Source organism: Streptomyces sp. NPDC002793 (assembly GCF_040295485.1).
In the GTDB taxonomy this organism is placed as follows: domain Bacteria; phylum Actinomycetota; class Actinomycetes; order Streptomycetales; family Streptomycetaceae; genus Streptomyces.
This window is the reverse complement of the sequence record NZ_JBEOVL010000011.1, coordinates 1-22,748: the sequence shown is the minus strand read 5'-3', so window position 1 is coordinate 22,748 and position 22,748 is coordinate 1. Positions and strand designations below refer to the sequence as shown.

18 protein-coding genes are annotated in these 22,748 nt (G+C 70.7%); 2 read left to right on the top strand and 16 right to left on the bottom strand.

Going from position 1 to position 22,748, the window contains the following annotated elements; all coding sequences use genetic code 11:
* Positions 1 to 15: 15 nt before the first annotated feature.
* From ABT001_RS12965 to ABT001_RS12935, 7 genes are all read right to left on the bottom strand, one after another.
* Positions 16 to 1,428 carry a GH1 family beta-glucosidase gene (locus ABT001_RS12965; protein ID WP_351276066.1) on the bottom strand — a complete coding sequence of 471 codons (1,413 nt, stop codon included), beginning with the start codon at positions 1,426 to 1,428 and terminating at the stop codon, positions 16 to 18.
* Between the two features lie 53 nt (positions 1,429 to 1,481).
* Positions 1,482 to 2,468, bottom strand: a complete 987-nt coding sequence (locus tag ABT001_RS12960) for an ABC transporter ATP-binding protein (protein WP_351276064.1) — start codon at positions 2,466 to 2,468, stop codon at positions 1,482 to 1,484.
* Positions 2,465 to 3,481, bottom strand: coding sequence for an ABC transporter permease (locus ABT001_RS12955; protein ID WP_351276062.1), 1,017 nt, complete (start codon positions 3,479 to 3,481; stop codon positions 2,465 to 2,467). The genes ABT001_RS12960 and ABT001_RS12955 overlap by 4 nt, the downstream gene beginning before the upstream one ends.
* Positions 3,482 to 3,644: 163 nt before the next feature.
* Positions 3,645 to 4,625 (bottom strand): ABC transporter permease, encoded by a 981-nt coding sequence (locus ABT001_RS12950; protein ID WP_351276060.1) that lies wholly within the window; start codon positions 4,623 to 4,625, stop codon positions 3,645 to 3,647.
* Positions 4,622 to 5,677, bottom strand: a complete 1,056-nt coding sequence (locus tag ABT001_RS12945) for an ABC transporter ATP-binding protein (RefSeq protein ID WP_351276058.1) — start codon at positions 5,675 to 5,677, stop codon at positions 4,622 to 4,624. Before ABT001_RS12945 ends, ABT001_RS12950 begins: the two co-directional genes overlap by 4 nt.
* 19 nt (positions 5,678 to 5,696) lie before the next feature.
* Positions 5,697 to 7,373, bottom strand: a complete 1,677-nt coding sequence (locus tag ABT001_RS12940) for an ABC transporter substrate-binding protein (RefSeq protein ID WP_351276056.1) — start codon at positions 7,371 to 7,373, stop codon at positions 5,697 to 5,699.
* Between the two features lie 118 nt (positions 7,374 to 7,491).
* Positions 7,492 to 8,466, bottom strand: a complete 975-nt coding sequence (locus ABT001_RS12935; protein ID WP_351276054.1) for a LacI family DNA-binding transcriptional regulator — start codon at positions 8,464 to 8,466, stop codon at positions 7,492 to 7,494.
* A gap of 278 nt (positions 8,467 to 8,744) precedes the next feature.
* On the opposite strand from ABT001_RS12935, the gene ABT001_RS12930 reads away from it, so the two are divergent.
* Positions 8,745 to 10,610 carry a ricin-type beta-trefoil lectin domain protein gene (locus tag ABT001_RS12930; protein WP_351276052.1) on the top strand — a complete coding sequence of 622 codons (1,866 nt, stop codon included), beginning with the start codon at positions 8,745 to 8,747 and terminating at the stop codon, positions 10,608 to 10,610.
* Between the two features lie 9 nt (positions 10,611 to 10,619).
* Here ABT001_RS12930 and cimA read toward each other — a convergent pair whose 3' ends face one another.
* From cimA to ABT001_RS12885, 9 genes are all read right to left on the bottom strand, one after another.
* The gene (cimA, locus tag ABT001_RS12925) at positions 10,620 to 12,227 is read right to left on the bottom strand and encodes a citramalate synthase (protein ID WP_351276050.1); all 1,608 of its coding nucleotides are present in this window, start codon (positions 12,225 to 12,227) and stop codon (positions 10,620 to 10,622) included.
* Between the two features lie 278 nt (positions 12,228 to 12,505).
* Positions 12,506 to 13,150, bottom strand: coding sequence for a TetR/AcrR family transcriptional regulator (locus tag ABT001_RS12920; protein ID WP_351276048.1), 645 nt, complete (start codon positions 13,148 to 13,150; stop codon positions 12,506 to 12,508).
* A gap of 4 nt (positions 13,151 to 13,154) precedes the next feature.
* Positions 13,155 to 14,171 carry an agmatine deiminase family protein gene (locus ABT001_RS12915; RefSeq protein WP_351276046.1) on the bottom strand — a complete coding sequence of 339 codons (1,017 nt, stop codon included), beginning with the start codon at positions 14,169 to 14,171 and terminating at the stop codon, positions 13,155 to 13,157.
* Between the two features lie 20 nt (positions 14,172 to 14,191).
* Entirely contained in the window at positions 14,192 to 15,907 is a 1,716-nt protein-coding gene (locus ABT001_RS12910) for an urease subunit alpha (RefSeq protein ID WP_502967467.1), read from the bottom strand.
* Positions 15,874 to 16,563, bottom strand: coding sequence for an urease subunit gamma (gene ureA / locus ABT001_RS12905; RefSeq protein WP_351276042.1), 690 nt, complete (start codon positions 16,561 to 16,563; stop codon positions 15,874 to 15,876). Before ureA ends, ABT001_RS12910 begins: the two co-directional genes overlap by 34 nt.
* A 127-nt stretch (positions 16,564 to 16,690) precedes the next feature.
* Entirely contained in the window at positions 16,691 to 17,797 is a 1,107-nt protein-coding gene (locus ABT001_RS12900; protein WP_351276040.1) for a branched-chain amino acid aminotransferase, read from the bottom strand.
* Positions 17,798 to 18,088: 291 nt separating this feature from the next.
* Entirely contained in the window at positions 18,089 to 19,132 is a 1,044-nt protein-coding gene (locus tag ABT001_RS12895; RefSeq protein WP_351276038.1) for a 3-isopropylmalate dehydrogenase, read from the bottom strand.
* A gap of 69 nt (positions 19,133 to 19,201) precedes the next feature.
* On the bottom strand, positions 19,202 to 19,330 hold the full coding sequence (locus ABT001_RS12890; RefSeq protein WP_351276036.1) for a hypothetical protein: 129 nt from the start codon (positions 19,328 to 19,330) through the stop codon (positions 19,202 to 19,204).
* 269 nt (positions 19,331 to 19,599) lie between these two features.
* Positions 19,600 to 20,199, bottom strand: a complete 600-nt coding sequence (locus ABT001_RS12885) for a TetR/AcrR family transcriptional regulator (protein ID WP_351276034.1) — start codon at positions 20,197 to 20,199, stop codon at positions 19,600 to 19,602.
* A 120-nt stretch (positions 20,200 to 20,319) separates the two neighbouring features.
* Here ABT001_RS12885 and ABT001_RS12880 point away from each other — a divergent pair, with 120 nt between their 5' ends.
* Positions 20,320 to 22,617 carry an exo-beta-d-1,3/1,6-glucosidase gene (locus tag ABT001_RS12880; RefSeq protein ID WP_502967464.1) on the top strand — a complete coding sequence of 766 codons (2,298 nt, stop codon included), beginning with the start codon at positions 20,320 to 20,322 and terminating at the stop codon, positions 22,615 to 22,617.
* Positions 22,618 to 22,748 lie beyond the last annotated feature (131 nt).

Below are 22,748 nucleotides of genomic sequence, written 5' to 3'. Positions count from 1 at the left end.
TTCGGCAGGGGGAGATCAGCCGGTGTGGGCGTCCCGGGTGAGGCGGATCGTGTCGCGGTACCACTTGGCGCTGTCCTTGAGCGTCCGCACCTGCGTGTCGTAGTCGACGCGGACGATGCCGAACCGCTTGTCGTAGCCGTAGGCCCACTCGAAGTTGTCCATCAGCGACCAGGCGAAGTAGCCCCGGACGTCGGCGCCCTGCCCGCGGGCCTCGGAGACGGCGGCGATGTGGTCGGCGAGATAGGCGGTGCGGTCGGCGTCGGGCACCGAGCCGTCGGCGGCGACGGTGTCGTCGAAGGCCGCGCCGTTCTCGGTGATGACGGTCGGCAGCGCGTAGTCACGCTGGAGCCGCACCAGCAGATCGGTGAGCTCGGTGGGGGTGATCTCCCAGTCCATGGCGGTCCTGGGCAGGTCGCGCTCCACCCCCCGGACGACGGGGAAGCCGTCGGCGCCCGTCGGGGAGCCGTCCTCGGTGACGCCGGAGAACAGGGCGCCCCGGTAGAAGTTGACGCCGAGCACGTCGAGGGGGGTGGCGATCGCCGCCAGGTCGCCTTCCTGGACCGGCAGCTCGATGTGCTGCGCCGCGAGGTCGTCGACGACGTCCTGCGGGTAGCGGCCGTGGACGATCGGATCGAGGTAGAGGCGGGTGCCCATGCCGTCTGCGCGGCGGCAGGCCTCTCGGTCGGCCTCGCTGTTGGTCTCCGGGGTGGCGGTGCCGAGGTTGAGGGTGATGCCGAGTTCCAGGGGGTTGCTCCCCGCCGCCTCGCGCATCTGCCGGGCGGCGAGGCCGTGGCCCAGGAGCAGGTGGTGCACCGCGCCCATGGCGTCGCCCAGGTCGGTGCGGCCGGGGGCGTGCGCCCCGTAGGCGTAGCCGAGCATCGCCGAGCACCACGGCTCGTTCAGGGTCGTCCAGTGCTCGACCCGGTCGCCGAGCGCCTCGTGGGCGAGCATGGCGTACTCGGCGAAGCGCAGGGCGGTGTCGCGGGCCGGCCAGCCGCCCGCGTCCTCCAGCTCCTGCGGGAGGTCCCAGTGGTAGAGGGTGATCCACGGGGTGACGTCCCTGGCCAGGAGCTCGTCGACCAGCCGCTTGTAGAAGTCGAGGCCCTTGGCGTTGGCGGGCCCCCGGCCGCCCGGCTGGATGCGCGGCCAGGCCAGCGAGAAGCGGTACGTGTCGACGCCGAGGCCCGCGATCAGCTCCACGTCCTCGGGCATCCGGTGGTAGTGGTCGCAGGCCACGTCGCCGTGCTCCGCGTTGTGCACGGCGCCCGGCACACGGCAGTAGGTGTCCCAGATCGACGGGGTGCGCCCGTCCTCGGCGGCGGCGCCCTCGATCTGGTACGAGGAGGTGGCGACGCCCCAGCGGAAGTCGGCAGGGAGTCCCTGGACGGCGGTGGGCTGCAGGCTGCCGCGGGGCGTGAGGGGATTCATGGTTCTCCGTAACTCCGGTTCTGCTGCGGGGTGGTGGGCGGCGGTGCGGTCGGTCAGTGGTGCAGCCAGCAGGCGACCTCGCGGTCCTGGCCGGTCTCCGGCGGGGCGAGGACCGGCACCCGCCGGTCGCACGGCTCGAAGGCCTTGCCGCAACGGGGGTGGAAGGCGCAGCCGGCGGGCATCGCGGACAGGTGCGGGGGCGAGCCGGGGATGCCGGTGAGTTCGCGGCGGGGGCCGTGCAGCGCGGGGAAGGAGTGCAGGAGGCCCTCGCTGTAGGGGTGGCGGGGGTCGCGGTAGATCTCGGCGGAGCCCGCCTGCTCCACGATCCGCCCGCCGTACATGATCGCGATCCGGTCGGAGAACTCGATCAGCAGTGAGATGTCATGGGTGATGAACACGACGGAGAAGGAGAGGCGTTCCCGCAGCTCCACCAGCTTGCGCAGGATCTGACGCTGCATCACCACGTCGAGTGCCGTGGTGGGTTCGTCCATGATGACGATCTCGGGTTCCAGGGCGAGCGCCATCGCGATCATCACGCGCTGGCGCATGCCGCCGGAGAGCTGGTGCGGGTAGGCGGCGAGCCGGTCGGCGGAGATGCCGACGAGGTGGAGCAGTTCCTCGGCCCGTGCGGTGCGCTCGGCGGCCCGCATGCCGGGGCGGTGCGCGGTGAGCACGTCGGTGAGCTGGCTGTGGACGGTATGCACCGGGTTCAGCGAGTTCATCGCGCCCTGGAAGACGATCGACAGCTCCTGCCAGCGGAAGGCGCGCAGCTGGTCCGGGGTGAGGGAGAGGATGTCGACGGACTCTCCGCCCGGCCGGTGGTAGTGGACGTCCCCGCCGGTGATCACCCCGGGCGGGGAGAGCAACCGGGTGACGGCGTACGCGAGCGTGGACTTGCCCGAACCCGACTCGCCGGCCAGGCCGAGGACTTCACCGCGGTGCAGGGTCAGATCGATGTCCCGCAGCGCGCGGACGCCGCTCGCGCCGGTGCCGTAGTCGACGTTCAGGCCGCTGACGGTGAGGATCGGCTCGGCGGTCATGAGCGGGGCTCCTTGCTGGGCGTTCCGTGCGACTCGGGTGCGGCGTCCCGTGAGGGGGCCGGCGCGGTGCGGGCCACAGGGGTGAAGCCGACCCGCATCCGGACCTTCCGGGACGCGCCCGTCGCGGTGCGCAGGCGCGGGTTGACGAACTCGTCGATGCCGAAGTTGATGAGAGAGAGGGCGGTGCCCAGCAGCGCGATGCACAGCCCGGCGGGGACGAACCACCACCAGGCGCCCTGGGCGAGGGCCTGGTTGGACTGGGCCCAGAAGAGCACGGTGCCCCAGTTCCAGTGGGAGATGTCGGCGACGCCGATGAAGGCGAGGGTGATTTCGGAGAGGACCGCGAAGATCACGGTGCCGACGAAGCCGGACGCGATGACTGCGGTGAGGTTCGGCAGGACCTCGAAGAGGATGATCCGCCAGGTGGACTCGCCGGTGGCCCGCGCCGCCTCCACGTAGTCGCGGCGCCGGAGCGACAGCGTCTGGGCACGCAGGACCCGCGCTCCCCAGGCCCAGGAGGTGAGGGCGATGACGGCGGCGATCAGCAGGTCGCCGGTGTCCTCGACGAAGCTCGCGATGATGATGATCAGCGGCAGGCCCGGGATGACGAGGAAGACGTTGGAGAGCATCGAGAGGATCTCGTCGGCGGCTCCGCCGAGGAATCCCGCGCTGACCCCGATGAGCACCGACAGCGCCGTCGCCAGGATGCCGGCGAGGAAGCCGACGAGCAGGACTCCTCGGGTGCCGACCAGGATCTGCGAGAGGACGTCCTGCCCGGTCTGCGTCGTACCGAACCAGTGCTCGGCGGACGGCGGTTGCAGCAGCTGGTCGCTCATCGCGTCCGGGTCGTACGGGGCGAGCCAGGGGCCCGCCACGGCGAGGACGACGAAGAACGCGAGGATCAGCAGCCCGGCGCGGGTCTTCCCGCCGCGCAGGAAGCGGAGTCTGGCCCGGGACGCGGCGGGGGGAGCGGCGTCCGTGACGACGAGGTCGGTGGTGGTGGTGACGGACATCAGGGCCTCTCTTCCGGGGCAGGCCGGAACAGGGAGCGCGGTCTGGTGCGTGCAGCCGCAAGGCGGAGGAGGGAGGCAACGCGGAGCGTCGAGGACTGACGACAACGCCGCGGGTGTGCGTGCCGGACCGCGCGAGCCCGGCCCGTCCGGGAAGAGAGGCCCACTAGGCCTCCTTGCGGGTGCGGGGGTCGAGGAGGGCGTACGCCATGTCGGCCAGCAGGTTTGCGGCGAGCACGGAGAGCGTGATGATCAGGAAGACGCCCTGCATCAGCGGGTAGTCCTTCGCTCCGACGGCCTGGAACAGCTGGAAGCCGATGCCCGGGTAGGAGAAGACCATCTCGACCAGCAGGGTGCCGCCGACGATGAAGCCCAGCGAGAGGGCGAAGCCCGAGATGTTGGGCAGGACGGCGTTGCGGGCGGCGTACGAGAACATCACGCGGCGCTCGGACAGCCCCTTGGCCTGCGCCACCATGACGTAGTCCTCGGAGGAGACGGTCACCATCATGTTCCGCATGCCGAGGATCCAGCCGGCGATGGCGCTCAGCACGATCGTCACCCCGGGGAGCACCCCGTGGTAGAGCGCGCTGGAGATGAACGGCCAGTCGAAGGCGGGGACCAGCGAGTTGTCGTACCCTCCGGCGGCCGGGAAGACCTGCCACTTCACCGCGAACAGCGCGATGGCGATGAGACCGAGCCAGAAGTACGGGATGGCCGAGATGAAGGTGGTCACCGGCAGCAGCCCGTCCAGCCAGGAGCCGCGCCGCCAGCCGCTGTAGACGCCGATGCCCGTGCCGAGCAGGAAGCTGATCAGGGTGGTGATGCCGACCAGTGCGAGCGTCCAGGGCAGTGAGGAGGAGATCACCTCGCTGACCGGGGTCGGGAAGAAGGTGAAGGACAGTCCGAGGTCGCCGTCGAGCAGGTGGGACCAGTAGTCGGTGTACTGCGACCAGACGGACTGGTCCTCGTCGAGCCCGAACAGCGCCTTCAGCGAGGCGATGGCGGTGGTGTCGAGCTGCCCCTGGTAGCGGCTCATCAGGGCCTCGACCGGGTCGCCCGGCATCAGGCGTGGGATCAGGAAGTTGATGGTGATGGCGGCCCAGGCGGTCACCGCGTAGAAGGCCAGCCTCTGGAGGACGTACTTCACTTCGCTGCTCCCTCGGCGGTGGTGCCGTCGTACAGCCAGCACGCGGCCCACTGGCCGTCCGCCAGGTCGAAGCGCGGTGGCAGTTCGGTGCGGCAGCGCTCCATGGCCTTCGGGCAGCGGGGGTGGAAGCGGCAGCCGTCCGGCGGGGCGATCAGCGAGGGCGGCTCGCCGCTTCCGGTCTCCTCCTGCGCCTCCTCGTCCGCCACCCGGTCGGGGTCGGGCGCGGAGGCGATCAGGAGCTGGGTGTAGGGGTGGGCGGGGTGCTGGGTGACGGTCTCGCTGTCACCGCCCTCGACGATCCGGCCCGCGTACATCACCAGGGTCGTGTCCGCGAAGTAGCGGGCGGACGCGATGTCGTGGGTGATGTAGAGGATCGCGAGGTGCAGGCGCTCCTTGAGGTCCCGGAGCAGGTTGAGGACGCCGAGCCGGATCGACACGTCCAGCATCGACACCGGCTCGTCGGCCAGCAGCACCTGAGGGTCGGCGCCGAGCGCGCGCGCTATCGCGACGCGCTGGCGCTGCCCTCCCGACAGCTCGTGCGGGAACTTGTCCAGGAACTGATGAGGAGGAGTCAGCTGGACGCGTTCGAGCAGAGCGGTCAGGTTCTTCTCCAGGTCCGCTTCGCCGTTGCCCGCCCGGTCGTGGATCTTGAGCGCCCGGGTCAGGTGGTAGCGCACGGTGTGCACCGGGTTGAGCGAGGCGAAGGGGTCCTGGAAGATCAGTTGGACCTGTTTGACGTACCTGCGGAAGGACCGGCCACGCCCGGCCTTGACCGCCGCACCGCCCAGGTGTATCTCACCCTCGGTGAGCGGGTACAGCTGGGCGAGCAGCCGTGCGACGGTGGACTTCCCGGAGCCCGACTCCCCCACCAGGGCCGTGACGGTGCCGCGCCTGAGCTTCAGCGACACGTCGTCGACGGCGTGGACGGTGCGGCGTCTGCGGGCGAGGAGGTCGCCCGCGGTGCGCCGTACGGGGAAGTGCTTGGTGACTCCGCGTGCTTCGAGCACCACGTCGTTCTCGGTGGGCGCGTCTGCGGACTGTTCGGTGGTCATGGACGGTTCTTCCCCGTGCTTACTTGGCGGGCTTCAGGTTCAGCACGACTTCCAGCGCGTCGGGCTGGGTGTGCTGCGGGGCCGCGTACGGGTCCTTCTCGGTGGGCCAGCCCACCCAGTTCTTGGTGGAGTACTCGGCGCCGATGGGCGCTGCGGCCGTCGGCACGACGGGGGCCTGCTCGACCATGATCTTCTGGAGGGCGTTCATGGCCTCGGTGCGTGTCGCGTCGTCCGTGGCGTTGGCGTACTCCTTGAGCGCGGCGGTGGCCTCCGGGCTCTTGAAGCGGCCGAAGTTGCCGAGCTGGGCGCTCTTGCCGATGGGCTGGAGGATCGCCCCGTCCATGATGTTCTGGTACATGTCGTACGGCGTGGCACCGCTGTTGGTCCAGTGCAGGGTGGCGTCGAAGTTGCCGGTGGCGACGTCGTTGCCCCAGGCCTCGGCCGTCTGTGTCTTGACCTTGGCCTCGATGCCGAGCTGCTTGATGTTGTCCTTGATGATGGAGAGCCCGGTGATGTAGTCGTTCCAGCCGGCCGGGTCGGTGAAGGTCAGCTCCACCGGCTTGCCGCCCGGGTCCTTCAGGACACCGCCGCTGAGCTGGAACCCGGCGTCCTTGAGGAGCGCCTTGGCGCCGTCCACGTCGGGCGCCGTGGTGGCGTTCTTGTACTCCGGGGCGAGGAACGGGGCACCGGCGGGCAGCGGGATGCCGGTCGGGTTGCTGATCTCCGGGTAGAGGGTCGCCTGTGCCTGCACGTGGATCGCCTTGCGGTCGATGACCATGGCCATCGCCTTGCGCAGGGCGGGGTTGTCGAAGGGCTTGCGGGCGGTGTTGAACCACAGGCCGTGGATGCCGAGCCCGGAGGGGAACCACAGCTTGTGGTTCTTCGGGTCCTTGGCGACGTACAGCTGCTTGTAGTTCGGCATGAAGACGAACGACCATTCGAGCTTGCCGTTCGCCAGGGCCGTCGTCGCCGCGCTGTTGTCGTTGTACGCGGAGTAGCGCAGCTCCTTGACCTTCGTCTCGCCCTTCCAGTAGGCGGGCGTGGCGGTCAGGGTGGTGGTCTGCGGGGTGAAGGTCTTCAGCTTGTACGGGCCGGAGCCGACCGGGGTGCGGTTGGGCCAGGTCTCCGGGTTCTCGACCTTCTCCCAGACGTGCTTGGGCACGACGAAGGTCGTGATGATCTTGTTCTGGTTGACGAACTGGGATTCCTTGAAGGTCAGGACGACCTTGTCCCCCTCGACCGTGACGCCGTCGTACGGGATGCCGTTGCCGTTGAGCGCCGGGTGCTTCTTGAGCAGCTCGAAGGTGAAGGCGACGTCCGCGGCGGTGAGCGGCTTGCCGTCGGCCCACTTGGCCCGCTCGTCGAGGGTGAAGGTGACCTTGGTGAAGTTGGACTCCCAGGCCCAGTCCGTCGCCAGCCAGGGGTCCGCCTTGTCGGTGGGGCGGATCTGGTTGGTCATCGCCAGCGGCTCGTAGATCATGAACCGGTAGCCCAGCGTGGCGCTCGCCGAGGTGGCGAGGAACGGGTTGCTGTTGTTCGTCTGCGGTCCGTCCGGCTTGCCGAGGGTCAGCACGCCGGAGGCCCCGGCGCCTCCCTTGTTGGCACCCGAGTTGGCGGACGAGCAGCCGGCGGCGAGCGCGACCACGGCGGTGGCGGCTGAGAGCGCTCTCAGGGTGTGACGACGGCGTACGGACATGGCGACTCCAGGAGGACTGCGGGTCTGGGAGATCCGGGGTGCGGGCAGCGCTCGACGCGCCGGGTGCGGGTGCGGCGGGTTCGGGGATGAGGACGGGTGACCGGCGGGGCCGGATCCCTTACGGCGCCGAGTGGCGCACGACCAGTTCGGTGGGCAGCACGACGGGGCCGTCCGGTACGGCTGTGCCGCCGAGGTGGGAGAGCAGCAGCCGGGCCGCCGCCTCGCCCATCTGCCGGGCGGGCTGACGCACGGTGGTCAGCGGCGGTTCGGTGTGTTCGGCCATCGGGATGTCGTCGAAGCCGACCACCGCGACGTCGTCGGGTACGCGACGGCCGGCGGCTCTCAGCGCGCGCAACACCCCGGCCGCGCTGATGTCGTTGTGGGCGAAGACGGAGTCGAACCGGACGTCCGCCGCCAGGAGTTCCTCCACGGCGAGACGGCCCTGACGCTCGGTGAAGTCCCCGTCCACGACCAGCTCGGTGGGCAGGACCGAACAGAAGCCCGCGAGCCGGTCACGTACGCAGCCGAAGTGCTGCGGACCGGTGACGACCAGCGGCCGGGTGCGTCCCCCGGCCCGCAGGTGACGGGCGGCGGACGCTCCTCCTTCGTGATTGGTGGTCACGACGGAGGGGAATTCCGGGTGGTGCCCCCTGTCGTCGATCAGGACGATCGGCAGACCGGACCGGTGGAGCGCGGTGAGCTGGTCGAGCGTGTTCTCCGGCTCCACGACGACGAGTCCGTCGAAGGCGCGCGCCGACACCTGGGTGGTGAAGCGCTCGACGGATTCGGCACCCCGGTTGCAGGTGAAGAGCAGCAGCCCGTAGTCGGCCGCCTCGACGGTGTCGACGACCCCCTGGAGCACCTCGCCCATCCACGGCCAGGTGAGCGAGGGGACCAGCATGCCGACGGTCCGGCTGCTGCCACGGGCCAGCCCGACGGCGCCCGAGCTGGGTACGTAGCCTAGGTCCGCGATCACTTCCCGAACGCGGGCGGCCGTCGAACCGTCCACCTCGCCCTTGAAGTTGAGGACCCGCGACACGGTCGTCTTGCTGACGCCGGCCTCACGGGCGACATCGGCGATGGTGACACGCAACGGGGCCTCCAGGGACAAGGCGGGGCAGGAGGTGGAGCGGGCTTCGGTACCGGTTCCGGAACCGGTACCGGCGTTGCGGCTGGAGTTAACCGCGCCGGAACAGGGGCGTCAATACTTCACGCCGAGATTGGTCCGTACCCATGCTCGGCTTAGCCCCGGAGAAGCTTTCGTTCACCTCTTGAACATACGAAACTCTTGACGCGAACACGTAATACCCGTTCACTCACGCTCGTTCGACGGCTTTTCCCCCACGCCCCTGCCGAGAAAGGCAGCAGCCCATGATTCGGACAAGCAGAGCGGTGAGAGTCCTCGTCGCCACGGCGCTCGCGACCGCGGGACTGGCCGGGCTCTCCTCCGGCACCGCACAGGCCGCAGGCGAGACGGTGAACATCGCGCTGACCACCACGGACGACTCCGGCGGCCGCCATGTCACCCGCGGTCTCGAACCACAGACCCCGATCGCCTTCGGAGCCGGCAACGGCGGCTCCGGCACGAACATCACCGTCGACGAGAACACCCGCTACCAGACCTTCACCGGCGGCGGCGCCTCGTTCACGGACACCGCGGCCTGGCTGATGAAGGGCAGCGGCGCGCTCAGCCAGGCCACCCGCGACGAGACGATGAAGAAGCTCTTCTCCCCCACCGAGGGCATCGGGCTGTCGTTCGTGCGCAACCCCATGGGCGGCTCCGACCTGGCCCGCTTCGGCTACACGTACGACGACATGCCGGCCGGACAGACGGACCCCGGCCTCGCCAACTTCTCGATCGCACACGATCTGCAGGACGTGTTGCCGCTGACCGAGCAGGCCAAGCGGCTCAACCCCGCGCTGACGACGGTCGCCTCCCCGTGGACGGCGCCGGCCTGGATGAAGGACAACGGCCGGCTCGACGGCGGCTGGCTGAAGGCCGAGAACTACGGCACGTACGCCGACTACTTCGTCAAGTACCTCCAGGCGTGGAAGGACCAGGGCGTCCCGGTCGACTACGTCACCGCGCAGAACGAGCCCACCTGCTGCTCCGGCTATCCCTCCATGAGCTGGAACGGCTCGGGCCTCGCCTACTTCACCAAGAGCGAGCTGCTGCCCGCGCTCCGGTCGGCCGGCCTGTCCACCAAGGTCCTGGCGCACGACTGGAACTGGGACACCTACGACGCGTACGCCGCCGAGACGGTGGACGACCCCGCGGTGCGCAGCCACCCGAACTTCGGCGGGGTCGCCTGGCACGGTTACGGCGGGGACGTCGCCAAGCAGACGGCGGTGCACGACCGGTACCCGGAGCTGGACGCCTTCCAGACCGAGCACTCGGGCGGTACCTGGATCGCCGACCAGCAGCGTGAGGACATGCTCAACATCATCGACTACACCCGTAACTGGGCTAAGTCGGTGACCAAGTGGTCGCTGGCCGTCGACCAGAACCGTGGACCCCACAACGGCGGCTGCGGCACCTGCGACGGCCTGGTCACCGTGCACAACGGCGACAGCAGGCACGGTCAGGTCGACTACACCGTCGAGTACTACACGATGGGCCACCTGACGAAGTACGTCCGGCCCGGCGCCGCCCGCATCGCCTCCACTGCCAGCTCGACCGTGCCGAACGTCGCCTGGCGCAACCCGGACGGCTCCAAGGCCCTGATCGCCTACAACGGTTCGTCCTCGGCCCAGCAGACCACCGTGAACTGGGGCGGGCAGAAGTTCACCTACTCCCTGCCCGGCCGCACCTCGGCGACGTTCACCTGGTCAGGCAGCCAGTCGGGGTCCTCGGACAGCAGTGGCGCCCTCTCCGGCAGCGGCAAGTGCCTGGACGCCACGGGGAACACCGGCGCCGACGGCACCCCCGTCCAGATCTGGGACTGCACCGGCGCGGCCAACCAACGCTGGACGGTGGGAACGGACGGCACCGTGAAGGTGCTGGGCGCCTGCCTGGACGTCACGTCGGGCTCGACGGCCGACGGAGCAAAGGTCCAGCTGTACACCTGCAACGGGTCCGGGGCGCAACGCTGGACGTACGACGCCTCGACGGGGGACGTGGTGAACACGGCGGCGGACAAGTGCCTCGACGTGGCCGACCGGTCCACCGCGAACGGGGCCCGCGTCCAGATCTGGACGTGCACCGGAGCCGCCAACCAGAAGTGGCGGCTCCAGTAGCGCGGTCCGTCAGTCGGTCGGCTCGACGCCCGCCCGCAGCAGGCCGTAGGTGTACGCGTCCTCCAGCGCCTGCCAGGACGCGGCGATGACGTTCTCGGCCACGCCGACCGTCGCCCAGTCACCGGATCCGTCACCCGTGGTGATCAGCACCCGGGTGGTGGATTCGGTGCCGGTGCGGCCTTCCAGGATGCGGACCTTGTAGTCGATCAGCTCCAGCTTGGCGAGTTGCGGGTAGATCCGCTCCAGACCGACTCGCAGCGCCCGGTCCAGGGCGTTGACCGGGCCGTTGCCCTCGGCCGTGGCGACGATCCGCTCGCCCTTGGCCCAGAGCTTCACGGTCGCCTCGTTGGCGTGGGTGCCGTCGGGGCGGTTCTCGACGATGGCCCGCCAGGACTCGACGCGGAAGTAGCGGCGGGGCCGGCCCTCGACCTCGGCGCGCAGCAGCAGCTCGAAGGAGGCGTCGGCCGCCTCGTAGGTGTAGCCCGCGAGTTCGCGCTCCTTGACCCGCTCGACGACCCGCTGGACGAGCGCGCGGTCGTCCCCCAGGTCGATGCCGAGCTCCTTGCCCTTGAGCTCGATGGAGGCCCGGCCTGCCATGTCGGAGACGAGCATCCGCATGGTGTTGCCGACGCGCTCGGGGTCGATGTGCTGGTAGAGGTCCGGGTCGACCTTGATCGCGGAGGCGTGCAGTCCGGCCTTGTGCGCGAAGGCGGAGACGCCGACGTACGGCTGGTGGGTGGAGGGCGTGAGGTTGACGACCTCGGCGATGGCGTGGGAGATGCGGGTCATGTCGGCGAGCGCGCCGTCGTGCAGGACGGTCTTGCCGTACTTGAGTTCCAGCGCGGCCACGACGGGGAAGAGGTTGGCGTTGCCGACCCGCTCGCCGTAGCCGTTGGCCGTGCACTGCACGTGGGTGGCGCCCGCGTCGACGGCGGCCAGGGTGTTGGCCACGGCGCAGCCCGTGTCGTCCTGGGCGTGGATGCCGAGCCGGGCTCCGGTGTCGGCGAGGACGGTGGAGACGACGGCCTGGACCTGCGCGGGCAGCATCCCGCCGTTGGTGTCGCAGAGGATGACGACGTCGGCGCCCGCCTCATGGGCGGTGCGCGCGACCGACTTGGCGTACTCCGGGTTGGCCCGGTAGCCGTCGAAGAAGTGCTCGCAGTCGACGAAGACCCGTCGGCCCTGTTCCCGGAGGTGGGCGACGGTGTCGCGGACCATCTCCAGGTTCTCCTCCAGGGTGGTGCGCAGGGCCAGTTCCACGTGGCGGTCGTGGGACTTGGCGACCAGCGTGACGACCGGGGCGCCCGAGTCCAGGAGCGCCTGGACCTGCGGGTCCTCGGCGGCCTTGCCGCCGGCCCTGCGGGTGGCGCCGAAGGCGACGAGCTGGGCGTGCTCGAAGTGGATCTCCTGCTGCGCGCGGGCGAAGAACTCGGTGTCGCGGGGGTTGGCGCCGGGCCAGCCGCCCTCGATGAAGCCCACGCCGAAGTCGTCCAGATGCCGGGCAATGGTCAGCTTGTCCGCGACGGTCAGGTTGATGCCTTCGCGCTGCGCACCGTCGCGCAGGGTGGTGTCGAAGACATGGAAGGTGTCGTCGGGGGCCGTGGCCTTGGTGGTCATGCTGATCTGACTCCTGTCGGGTGAGCGGATCCGGACGAATCGGCTCCACTTGCCCCCATACTCTCGCGTGCCTCGCCCCGGCCGTGGTGGGGGCCGTAAAACGAAAAAACCCCTCGCGGGTGCGAGAGGTCTGCGCGCGGGTCTGGGGCACGATGCCCGTTCCGTACGTGGTGATACGGGACGGTCACTGCGGACCGGCGCGCCTGCTGCCGATAATCATGGCGAACGAGGACACGCACGCAGTCTGGCACAGGGGCACCCCCGGGTCCCGCCCCGTCTCAGGATGCGGGCGTGACGTCCGTCGCACGGACGGCCGCCCCGGGAGGGACGAGGGTGTCGTCCGCGTACGCGCGCATCTGGTCGAGGACGTGAGCCCGCCCGGTGCCGGGGATGCCGACGGTGACATGGACGCTGAACCCGTCCATCAGGGCCCGCAGACGGGTCGCGGCCCGCCCCGTGTCGACGGCACGGAACTCACCGCGCGCGACGCCGTCGGCCAACAGCTCCACGAGGTCGCGGTGCCAGGCGTCCTCGATGGCCGCCTGCCGGGCGCGGGCGTCGTCGTCGGCGTCCTGGGAGCGGTTCCAGACCTCCAGCCAGAGCGTCCAGTGCGGATCGCGGTGGCCGTCGGGGACGTACAGCGCGATGTAGGCGTCGAGCCGCTCGCGTGCGGTGCCGGGCCCGGCGAGCAGGGCCCGGCGCTCGGCACCGAGCCGCGCCTCGCTCCACTCCAGGGTCTGCAGCAGCAGCTCGTCCTTGGTGCGGAAGTAGTAGAGGAGGTGCCCGCTGCTCATCCGCACCTCGCGGCCCAGCCCCGCCATGGTGAGGCCGTCGAGTCCGCGCTCGGCGACGGTGGCCATGACGGCGGCGAGCACGTCCTCCCTGGGCGGGGCGACGTTGCGGCGGCGCGGGGTTCGGGGCACGGTCTCAGATCCTGGGTTGTTGCTGCGTGATGCAGTGGATGCCTCCACCACCGGCAAAGATGGTACGGGCGTCGACGGGTGTCACCGTACGGTCCGGGAACAGGTCGCCGAGGACGGCGGCCGCCTCCTCGTCCCTCGGGTCGTCGAAGGCGCAGAGGATCACACCGTCGTTGCAGAGGTAGTGATTGATGTAGGAGTAGTCGGCCCAGGCGCCGTCCGGGTCGTGCAGCACCGTGGGTGCGGGGATCTCCACGACCTCCAGCGGGCGGCCCCCGGCGTCGGTGGCGGCCCGCAGGATCCGGACCGTCTCCCGGGTGATCGCGTGGTCCGGGTGGGAGGGGTCGGGCTGGACGTGGGCGACGACGACGCCGGGGCGGGCGAAGGCGGCGACGATGTCGACGTGGCCGAGGGTGCCGTAGTCGCCGTAGTCGCCGGCCAGGCCGCGCGGCAGCCAGATCGCCTTCTCGGTGCCGAGGCGGGCGTGGATCTCGTCCTCGACGGCCTGCCTGGTCCAGCCGGGGTTGCGTTCCTCGCCCAGCTGGACGGTTTCGGTGAGCAGCACGGTGCCCTCGCCGTCCACGTGGATAGCGCCGCCCTCGTTGACCAGGGGTGAGCTGTGCACGGGCACCCCGGCCAGCTCCGCGACACCGCGCGCGATGTGCCGGTCGTTCTCCCATCGGGCCCAGCCCTGGGCACCCCAGCCGTTGAACGTCCAGTCCACGGCGGCCAGCCGTCGGCCGTCGGTGACGAAGGTGGGTCCGATGTCGCGCATCCAGGCGTCGTCGAGGGGGCGTACGGCCGTCTCGATGCCGGGGCCGAGCAGGGCGCGGGCTTCGTCCTCCTGGCCGGGGCCGGTGATCACCGTGACCGGTTCGAAGCGGCGTACGGCCCGTGCGACGGCGGCCCAGGCCCGGCGCGCCCCGTCGAGTTCGGCGCCGGTGGTGAAGGTGGGGTTGGGGCCGGGCCAGGCCATCCAGGTGCGTTCGTGCGGGGCCCATTCGGGCGGCATACGGAAGGTCATGGGAGCGGTCCTTGGCGGGATCAGAGGAAGTAGAGGCGGTTGAGGGAGACGGCTTCGGCGGCCGGTGAGCGCAGCGGGTCGCCGTCGAGGGTGACCAGGCCGGTGTCGCCGTCCACGGCGACCTGTCCGGTACGCGAGTTGAGGCGCAGGTCGGCCGGTCCGATGCCGCGCGTGCCCCGGACCGCGACCCTGCGGCGGCGGGTGGGCATGAGGTCGGCGCCCAGCTGGGTGGCGGCCTCCGCGACGAACGCCACGGAGAGATCGGCGGCGGCGGCCCCGTACGCACCGAACTGCGGTCCCAGGACGAGGGGTTCGCAGGTGTCGGTGGCGGCGTTGGGGTCTCCCGTGACCCCGTACGCGGGAAAGCCGGACTTCAGGACCAGCTGGGGCTTCGCGCCGAAGAACTCCGGGCGCCAGAGCACGATGTCGGCGAGCTTCCCCGTCTCGATGGAGCCGACCTCGTGGGCGATGCCGTGGGCGATAGCGGGGTTGATCGTGAGCTTGGCGATGTAGCGCAGCACCCGGGCGTTGTCGTCACCGGGGCCGTCACCCTCCATCGGGCCGAGCTCGGACTTCATCTTCGCGGCCATGGCGAAGGTGCGGCGCACGGTCTCACCGGCCCTCCCCATGCCCTGGGCGTCGGAGGAGGTGATCCCGATGGCGCCCAGGTCGTGCAGCACGTCCTCGGCGCCCATGGTCCCGGCGCGGATCCGGTCGCGGGCCATGGCCGCGTCGCCGGGGAGACCGGTCTTGAGGTCGTGGACGGAGACGATCATCCCGTAGTGCTCGGCGACCGCGTCGCGGCCGAAGGGGAGCGTCGGGTTGGTGGAGGAGCCGATGACGTTCGGGACGCCCGCCATCTTCAGCACGTTCGGCACGTGCCCCCCGCCGCAGCCCTCGATGTGGAAGGCGTGGATCGTGCGGCCTTCGAGCACGCTCAGGGTGTCCTCGACCGACAGGCACTCGTTCAGCCCGTCGCTGTGCAGGGCGACCTGGACGTCGTACTCCTCGGCGACCCGCAGGGCGGTGTCCAGGGCACGGGTGTGGGCGCCCATGTCCTCGTGCACCTTGAAGCCGCAGGCACCGCCCTCGGCGAGGGCCTCGATCAGCGGCGCCTCGTCGGAGGACGAACCCCGGCCCAGGAAGCCGATGTTGACCGGCCAGGCGTCGAAGGCGTTGAAGGCGTGGCGCAGGGCCCACGGGGAGTTGACGCCGACACCCCAGACCGGGCCGAACTCCTGGCCGATGACCGTGGTGACGCCGGAGGCCAGCGAAGCCTCCATGATGCGCGGGGAGAGCAGATGGACGTGGGGGTCCACCGCGCCGGCCGTCGCGATGAGCCCCTCGCCGGAGACGATGGTCGTACCGGTGCCGACGACCACGTCGACCCCGTCGAGGGTGTCCGGGTTGCCGGCCCGCCCGATCGCGGCGATGCGGCCCTCGCGGATGCCGACCGAGACCTTGCGGATGCCCAGCACGGCGTCGATGACCAGCACGTTGCTGATGACGATGTCGCAGGTCTCCCGGACCGCCGCGGCCTTGAGGTGCAGGCCGTCGCGGGCCGTCTTGCCGAAGCCGGCGAGGAACTCGTCCCCCTGCTTCTGGGCGTCGGTCTCCACGCGTACGGTCAGCCCGGAGTCGCCGAGCCTGACCCGGTCCCCGGCGCGCGGCCCGTGCACGGAGGCGTACTCGTACGGGTCCGTCACGCGCCCTCCCCCGCTCCGAGGTACCCGCAGGCGGCCGCTCTGCGCAGCGCCTCCTCCTTGGCGCCCGGCGCGTCCAGCGGTCCGTCGACGAGCCCGGCGAAGCCGATGGCGATCCGGTCGCCTCCGATCGGGACGAGCGCCGCCTCGGCACTCTCCCCCGGGCCGAAGCGGACGGAGGAGCCGGCGGGCACGCTCAGCCGCATGCCGTACGCCGCCGCGCGGTCGAACGCGAGCCGGGGGTTGGCCTCGAAGAAGTGGAAGTGGGAGGTCACGCTGACGGGGACGGTCGCGGTGTTACGGACGGTGAGCCGCAGGGCGGGCTCCCGTGCGGGCGTCGTCGGGCCGGGGAGGAGCGCGCCGGGGGCGTCGTCGCCGAGGGTCCCGCCGTCGAGGGGGCCGGTGACGACGGCGAGCCGGGAACCGTCGTCGAAGACGGCCTCCACCTGGACCTCGGTGACCACGTCGGCCACGCCCGGCAGCACGTCGTCCGGCCCCAGCACGGCACGGGCGGCCTCGATCGCCTCGGCCAGCCTGCGCCCGTCCCTGGCCGCCTCGCAGACGGTGTCCGCGATCAGGGCGGTCGCCTCGGGGACGTTGAGCCGCAGGCCACGGGCGCGCCGGGCCCTGGCCAGCTCGGCCGCACCGAAGAGCAGCAGCCGGTCTCGTTCGGTCGGGGTCAGTCGCACGTCACGGCACCTCCTGGTTGGAGCAGCACTCTAACCAGGTTTTGAGCGGTGCTCAAACACGGGGGACGACAAAGGCCGCGCCCCCGATCAGGGACGCGGCCTTCGCGGTCACGACAGTTACGGCGGATTACCGGCCGAGCCCGTGCATCCAGCCGTGGGTGTCCTCGGCGATGCCGCGCTGGATGTCCAGCAGGCGCTCGCGCAGCTTGAGGGTGACCTCACCGGGGGCGCCGTCACCCTGGGTCCACTCGCCGTCGGCGGACTTCACGGTGCCGACGGGGGTGATGACGGCGGCGGTACCGCAGGCGAAAACCTCGGTGAGGGTGCCGTTCTCGGTGTCGGCACGCCACTGGTCGATGGAGACGCGGCCCTCCTCGGAGGCGTAACCGAGGTCACGGGCCACGGTGAGCAGGGAGTCACGGGTGATACCGGCGAGCAGCGAGCCGGTGAGGGTGGGGGTGACGATCCGCTTGCCGCCGTCCTCCTGCTCGTACACGAAGTAGAGGTTCATGCCGCCGAGCTCCTCGACCCACTTGTGCTCGACGGCGTCGAGGTAGGCCACCTGGTCGCAGCCCTGAGCGGCCGCCTCTGCCTGGGCGAGGAGGGAGGCCGCGTAGTTGCCGCCGGTCTTGGCGTCACCCACGCCGCCGGGAACGGCGCGCACCCGGTCCTGGGAGAGCCAGATCGAGACCGGCTTCACACCGCCGGGGAAGTAGGCGCCGGCGGGAGAGGCGATGACGATGAAGAGGTACTCGTTGGCCGGCCGGACCCCGAGGCCCACCTCGGCGGCGATCATGAAGGGGCGCAGGTAGAGGGACTCCTCGCCGCCGTGCGGCGGGACCCATGCCTGGTCCTGCTGGACCAGGACGTCACACGCCTCGATGAAGGTCTCGATGGGCAGCTCCGGCATCGCGAGCCGGGCGGCTGACCGCTGGAAGCGGGCGGCGTTTGCCTCCGGACGGAAGGTGGCGACCGTGCCGTCGGGCTGCCGGTAGGCCTTGAGCCCCTCGAAGATCTCCTGCGCGTAGTGCAGCGTCATGTTGGCCGGGTCGAGCGACAGCGGACCGTACGGCACGAGCTGCGCGTCGTGCCAGCCCCGGCCCTCGGTCCAGCTGATCGTCACCATGTGGTCGGTGAAGTGCCGGCCGAATCCGGGGTTGGCCAGGGCCGCCTCACGCTCCGCGTCGGACAGCGGGTGCGAGGAGGGCTTGAGCTCGATCGTGGGCGTCGTCATGAGTGCGTGTCCTTCACCGGTCTTGTGTGTGATGGACCGCGCCCACGTCTGCTCCCGTCCGGCGATTGCCGGACAGGTTGTAGGACGTCCGAGCTCTACGGCGAGCAGCGGTCCCGCGTTCGATTATCTCCCGGGGGCGGCTCTGCACGAAATGACTCGATTGCGGTGACGTTCTGCGGTCGCTCGCGCGACGCGAAACGCGGTCCTGGGTCGATGGTGGCACCCGGAGACCGCAAGGTGAAGCCGCCGGGTGCGGTTGCGACCCGGCGGCTTCGAAGTGGAGTCGTCGGGTCAGCTCGCTACGCGTACCGCGAGCGCGTCGCCGATCTCGTCGGTGGTACGCGCGGCGGCCCCGTCGCGCTCCGCGAGGTCGGCGGAGACGGCCTCCTCGATGCGCACGGCCTCGGCCTCGTAGCCGAGGTGGCGCAGCAGGAGGGCGACGGAGAGGATCGTGGCCGTCGGGTCGGCCTTGCCCTGGCCCGCGATGTCGGGCGCGGTGCCGTGCACCGGCTCGAACATGGACGGGAAGGCGCCCGTCGGGTTGATGTTGCCGGAGGCGGCCAGGCCGATGCCGCCGCTCACGGCCGCGGCGAGGTCGGTGAGGATGTCGCCGAAGAGGTTGTCGGTGACGATGACGTCGAAGCGCTCCGGCTGGGTGACGAAGAAGATCGTCGCGGCGTCGACGTGCAGGTAGTCGGTGGTGACCTCGGGGAACTCGGCCGCGACCTTGTCGAAGGTGTTCTTCCACAGGTGGCCGGCGTGCACGAGGACGTTGTTCTTGTGGACCAGCGTCAGCTTCCTGCGGGGGCGGGCCGCGGCACGCGCGAAGGCGTCACGCACGACGCGCTCGACGCCGTAGGCGGTGTTCACGCTGACCTCGGTGGCGACCTCGTGCTCCGTGCCCGTGCGCAGGGAACCGCCGTTGCCCGTATACGGGCCCTCGGTCCCCTCGCGGACGACGACGAAGTCGATCTCGGGGCGGCCGGCCAGCGGAGTGGCGGTGTTCGGGAAGAGCTTCGACGGCCTCAGGTTGATGAAGTGGTCGAACGCGAAACGCAGCTTCAGCAGGAGTCCGCGCTCCAGCACGCCCGAGGGCACGGAGGGGTCGCCGATGGCTCCGAGCAGGATGGCGTCATGGCCCTTGAGGGCTTCCAGCTCCGCGTCGGGGAGGGTCTCACCGGTGCGGTGCCACCGCTGGGCGCCGAGGTCGTACTCCTTGGTCTCCAGCTTCACATCCTGCGGGAGGACAGCGTTGAGAACCTTGAGGCCCTGGGTGACGACCTCCTGGCCGATACCGTCGCCGGGGATCACTGCGAGATCGATGCTGCGAGACATATGGGCACCCTAACGTCCGTCCCACCCCATGACATTCCGCGTCCACCATGCGGACGCGACTCCGGTGACTCAGTGCCCCGTCGACCCGCCGTTGTCCCGGCGGTCGAGGGCGCGCTGCAGGGCGGCGGCGGCGTTCTTGCGCTCCGACTCGGCGGAGCGGGTGCCGTGACGGACGCGGCGGACGGTGGTCTCGGCCATGAGGGATCGACTCCTTGAGATCGCGTGGATTTCGAGATCGGGACTTCGCGCGAACGGATTCCGAGATCGGGATTCGGAGGCGCCGACAGGGGCGGGGAGCTGATGCCGCAGGGATTGCCTGCTCGGGGCACGCTCACGCACGCCGGTCGCTGGATCAGCGATTCGTTCGGCTCCTACAACGCTAGGACAGCCGGGACCATCTGTCTCTACAGATACTCGGACTTCCTACTATCTGAGACGGCCGCTCGAGCGGACCGTGCTGCGGGCCCTCACAGATCCACGGTGAGCTGCGCCCGGATGTGCGCCCGCAGGACGCCGGGCATGTCCGTGGCACGGTCGCTCAGGAGCCACTGCACCTGGAGCCCGTCCATCAGTGCGATCAGCTGCCTGCCCGCGGCGTCGGGGGCGATACCGGCCCGCAGCGCACCCGCCCGCCGCGCCTGTTCGTAGGCGAGCCGGGCACCCGCCACCGAGTTCTCGTAGCGGCGCACGAAGTATCCGTGGGCAGGGTGATCGGCGGCCGTCGCCTCGGTGGAGACCACCGAGAACAGCTCGACTATCCCGCGCCGGGTGGCGTTCAGCTCGGCCAGCTCGGCGAACCGCCGCAGCCGCCCGACGCCCGTGGTGCCGCCGAGCGAGAGCCAGGCGTCGTCCACGTCGTCGCGGTGCTCCAGGACCGCGAGCAGCAGCGCCTCCTTGGTCGGGAAGTGGTGCAGCAGACCGGTGTGCGAGATGCCGCACCGGGTCGCGATCACCCGCAGCGACGCACCCCGGTAACCGGCCTCACCGAACAGGGCCATCGCCTGGTCCAGGATCTCCCGCCGCTTCGCGCGGCCCTTCGCGTAGCCGCGCCGCTCCTCGGCCGTCATGCTCCACTCTCCCCCGCGCTCCGGTGCACCGGATGCTCCCTGCGACTCCCCGCAGATACCTACCAGGTGGTCGGGATTGACTCTATGGTGAAGACGAACCGTGTCGCGAAAGGACCCCTCGTGTCCCCTTCCCCCTCCCTGCCCTACCTCGACCCCGCGCTTCCCGTCGCCGAGCGGGTCGACGACCTCCTCGGCCGCATGACCCTGGCCGAGAAGACCGGCCAGATGCTCCAGTTGAACGCCAAGGACGGGGTACGCCACCTCATCGAGGACCAGCACGCGGGTTCGATCCTGCACGCCTCCCCCGAGCGCGTGCGGGAGGCGGCGGCGCTCACCGGACGGACCCGGCTGCGTATCCCGCTGCTGATCGCGGAGGACTGCATCCACGGCCACTCCTTCTGGGAGGGGGCCACGATCTACCCCACGCAGCTCGGTCTGGCCGCCACCTGGGACCCCGAGCTCGTGGAGCGCGTCGCCCGGGCCACCGCTGTCGAGGTCGCGGCGACCGGCGTCCACTGGACGTTCTCACCGGTGCTCTGCATCACCCGGGACCTGCGCTGGGGCAGGGTCAGCGAGACCTTCGGTGAGGACCCCTTCCTCATCGGCGAGCTGGCCTCGGCGATGGTCCGCGGCTACCAGGGCGAGGGCCTGGACGACCCCACGGCGGTCCTGGCGTGCGCCAAGCACTTCGCCGGCTACTCCGAGACGCAGGGCGGCCGGGACGCGAGCGAGGCCGACATCTCACGGCGCAAGCTGCGCTCCTGGTTCCTTCCCCCGTTCGAGCGGGTCGCCCGCGAGGGCTGCCGGACGTTCATGCTCGGCTACCAGTCCATGGACGGGGTGCCGATCACGGTCAACGACTGGCTGCTGAACGAGGTCCTGCGCGGCGAGTGGGGCTACACCGGCACGCTGGTCACCGACTGGGACAACGTCGGCCGCATGGTGTGGGAACAGAAGATCTACGCCGACCACACCCAGGCCGCGGCGGCGGCCGTCCGGGCGGGCAACGACATGGTGATGACCACCCCGCAGTTCTTCGAGGGAGCCCAGAACGCGGTAGCCGAAGGCACCCTGGAGGAGGCGGAGATCGACGCGGCCGTACGCCGCGTCCTGACCCTGAAGTTCGAGCTGGGCCTCTTCGAGGACCCCCGGCACCCCGATCCCGCCCGGCAGGCCGCGGTCATCGGAAGCGCCGGGCACGCCGTACTGAATCTGGAGGCCGCCCGCCGCTCGCTGGTCCTGCTCACCAACGACGGCACCCTGCCGCTGGCCGGCGGACTCACGGCCGGCGAGGACGGACGCGCCCTCGCCGGGTCAGGACAGACCCCGCGTACGGTCGCCGTGATCGGGCCCAACGCCGATGACGCGCAGACCCAGCTGGGCGACTGGGCGGGCTCCTCCGGCCAGGCGGACTGGCTGCCGGACGGCCATCCGCGCGCCATGATCCGCACCGTGCTCGACGGCTTCCGTGAGCACGTCCCGGACGGCTGGGACGTCACCTACGCGCGAGGCGCCGAGATCCTCTCCGTGGGCCCCGACCCGGAGGGGGCGTTCTTCCCGGACGGGCAGCCCCGCCCTGACGTCGTCGTCCCCGCGGAGCCCTCCGAGGCCCTGATCGGTGAGGCCGTCGCCGCGGCCGAGGCCGCCGATTACGTCGTCGCCGTGGTGGGCGACCGTATCGAGCTGGTGGGCGAGGGGCGTTCGACCGCGACGCTGGAACTCGTCGGCGACCAGGTCGCGTTGCTCGACGCGCTCGCCGCGACCGGCACACCGCTCGTCGTCGTGGTCATCAGCTCCAAACCGCTGGTGCTCCCGCCGTCCGCACTCGGCGCGGCGGCGGTCCTGCACGCCTTCAACCCGGGCATGCAGGGCGGCCGTGCGGTGGCCGAGGTCCTGCTGGGCCTCGTCGAGCCCTCGGGCCGGCTGCCCGTCTCCTTCGCCCGGCACGCGGGCCAGCAGCCGACGTACTACAACCAGGTCCGCGGCCAGCACGGCTCCCGGTACGCCGACCTCACCCAGCGCCCGGCCTTCGCGTTCGGCGAGGGTCTGAGCTACACGGCCGTCGCGTACTCGGGTCTGGAGGTGCTCGCGGCGACCGTCGGGGTCAACGACACGCTGAGGGCGCGCGTCACCCTCCGCAACACCGGCGCGCGGCCGGCCCTGGAGACGGTGCAGGTGTACGTCAGCGACACCGTGACGTCCGTGACCTGGGCCGAGAAGGAGCTGAAGGCCTACCGGCAGGTGACGCTCGCCCCGGGCGAGGAGCGCGTGGTGCTGCTGGAACTGCCGGTCTCGGAGTGCACCCTCGTGGACGCCGCGGGCCGGCGGGTCGTCGAGCCCGGCGCCTTCGAGCTGCTGGTCGGCCCGTCCTCACGCGACGACGCACTCCTGCGGGCCGGCTTCACCGTGAAGGGCTGAGCCGCCGGGAATGGAAACCGCCTCCCGGCAGGCCGGGGGGGTGCCTCTATGTCGTTCGTCAATCCTGCGCTGTCGGTTTTGGGGGTTTCGGTCCCGTTCATGTGGCGAGGGTGACGGCGGGGGTTCGGGAC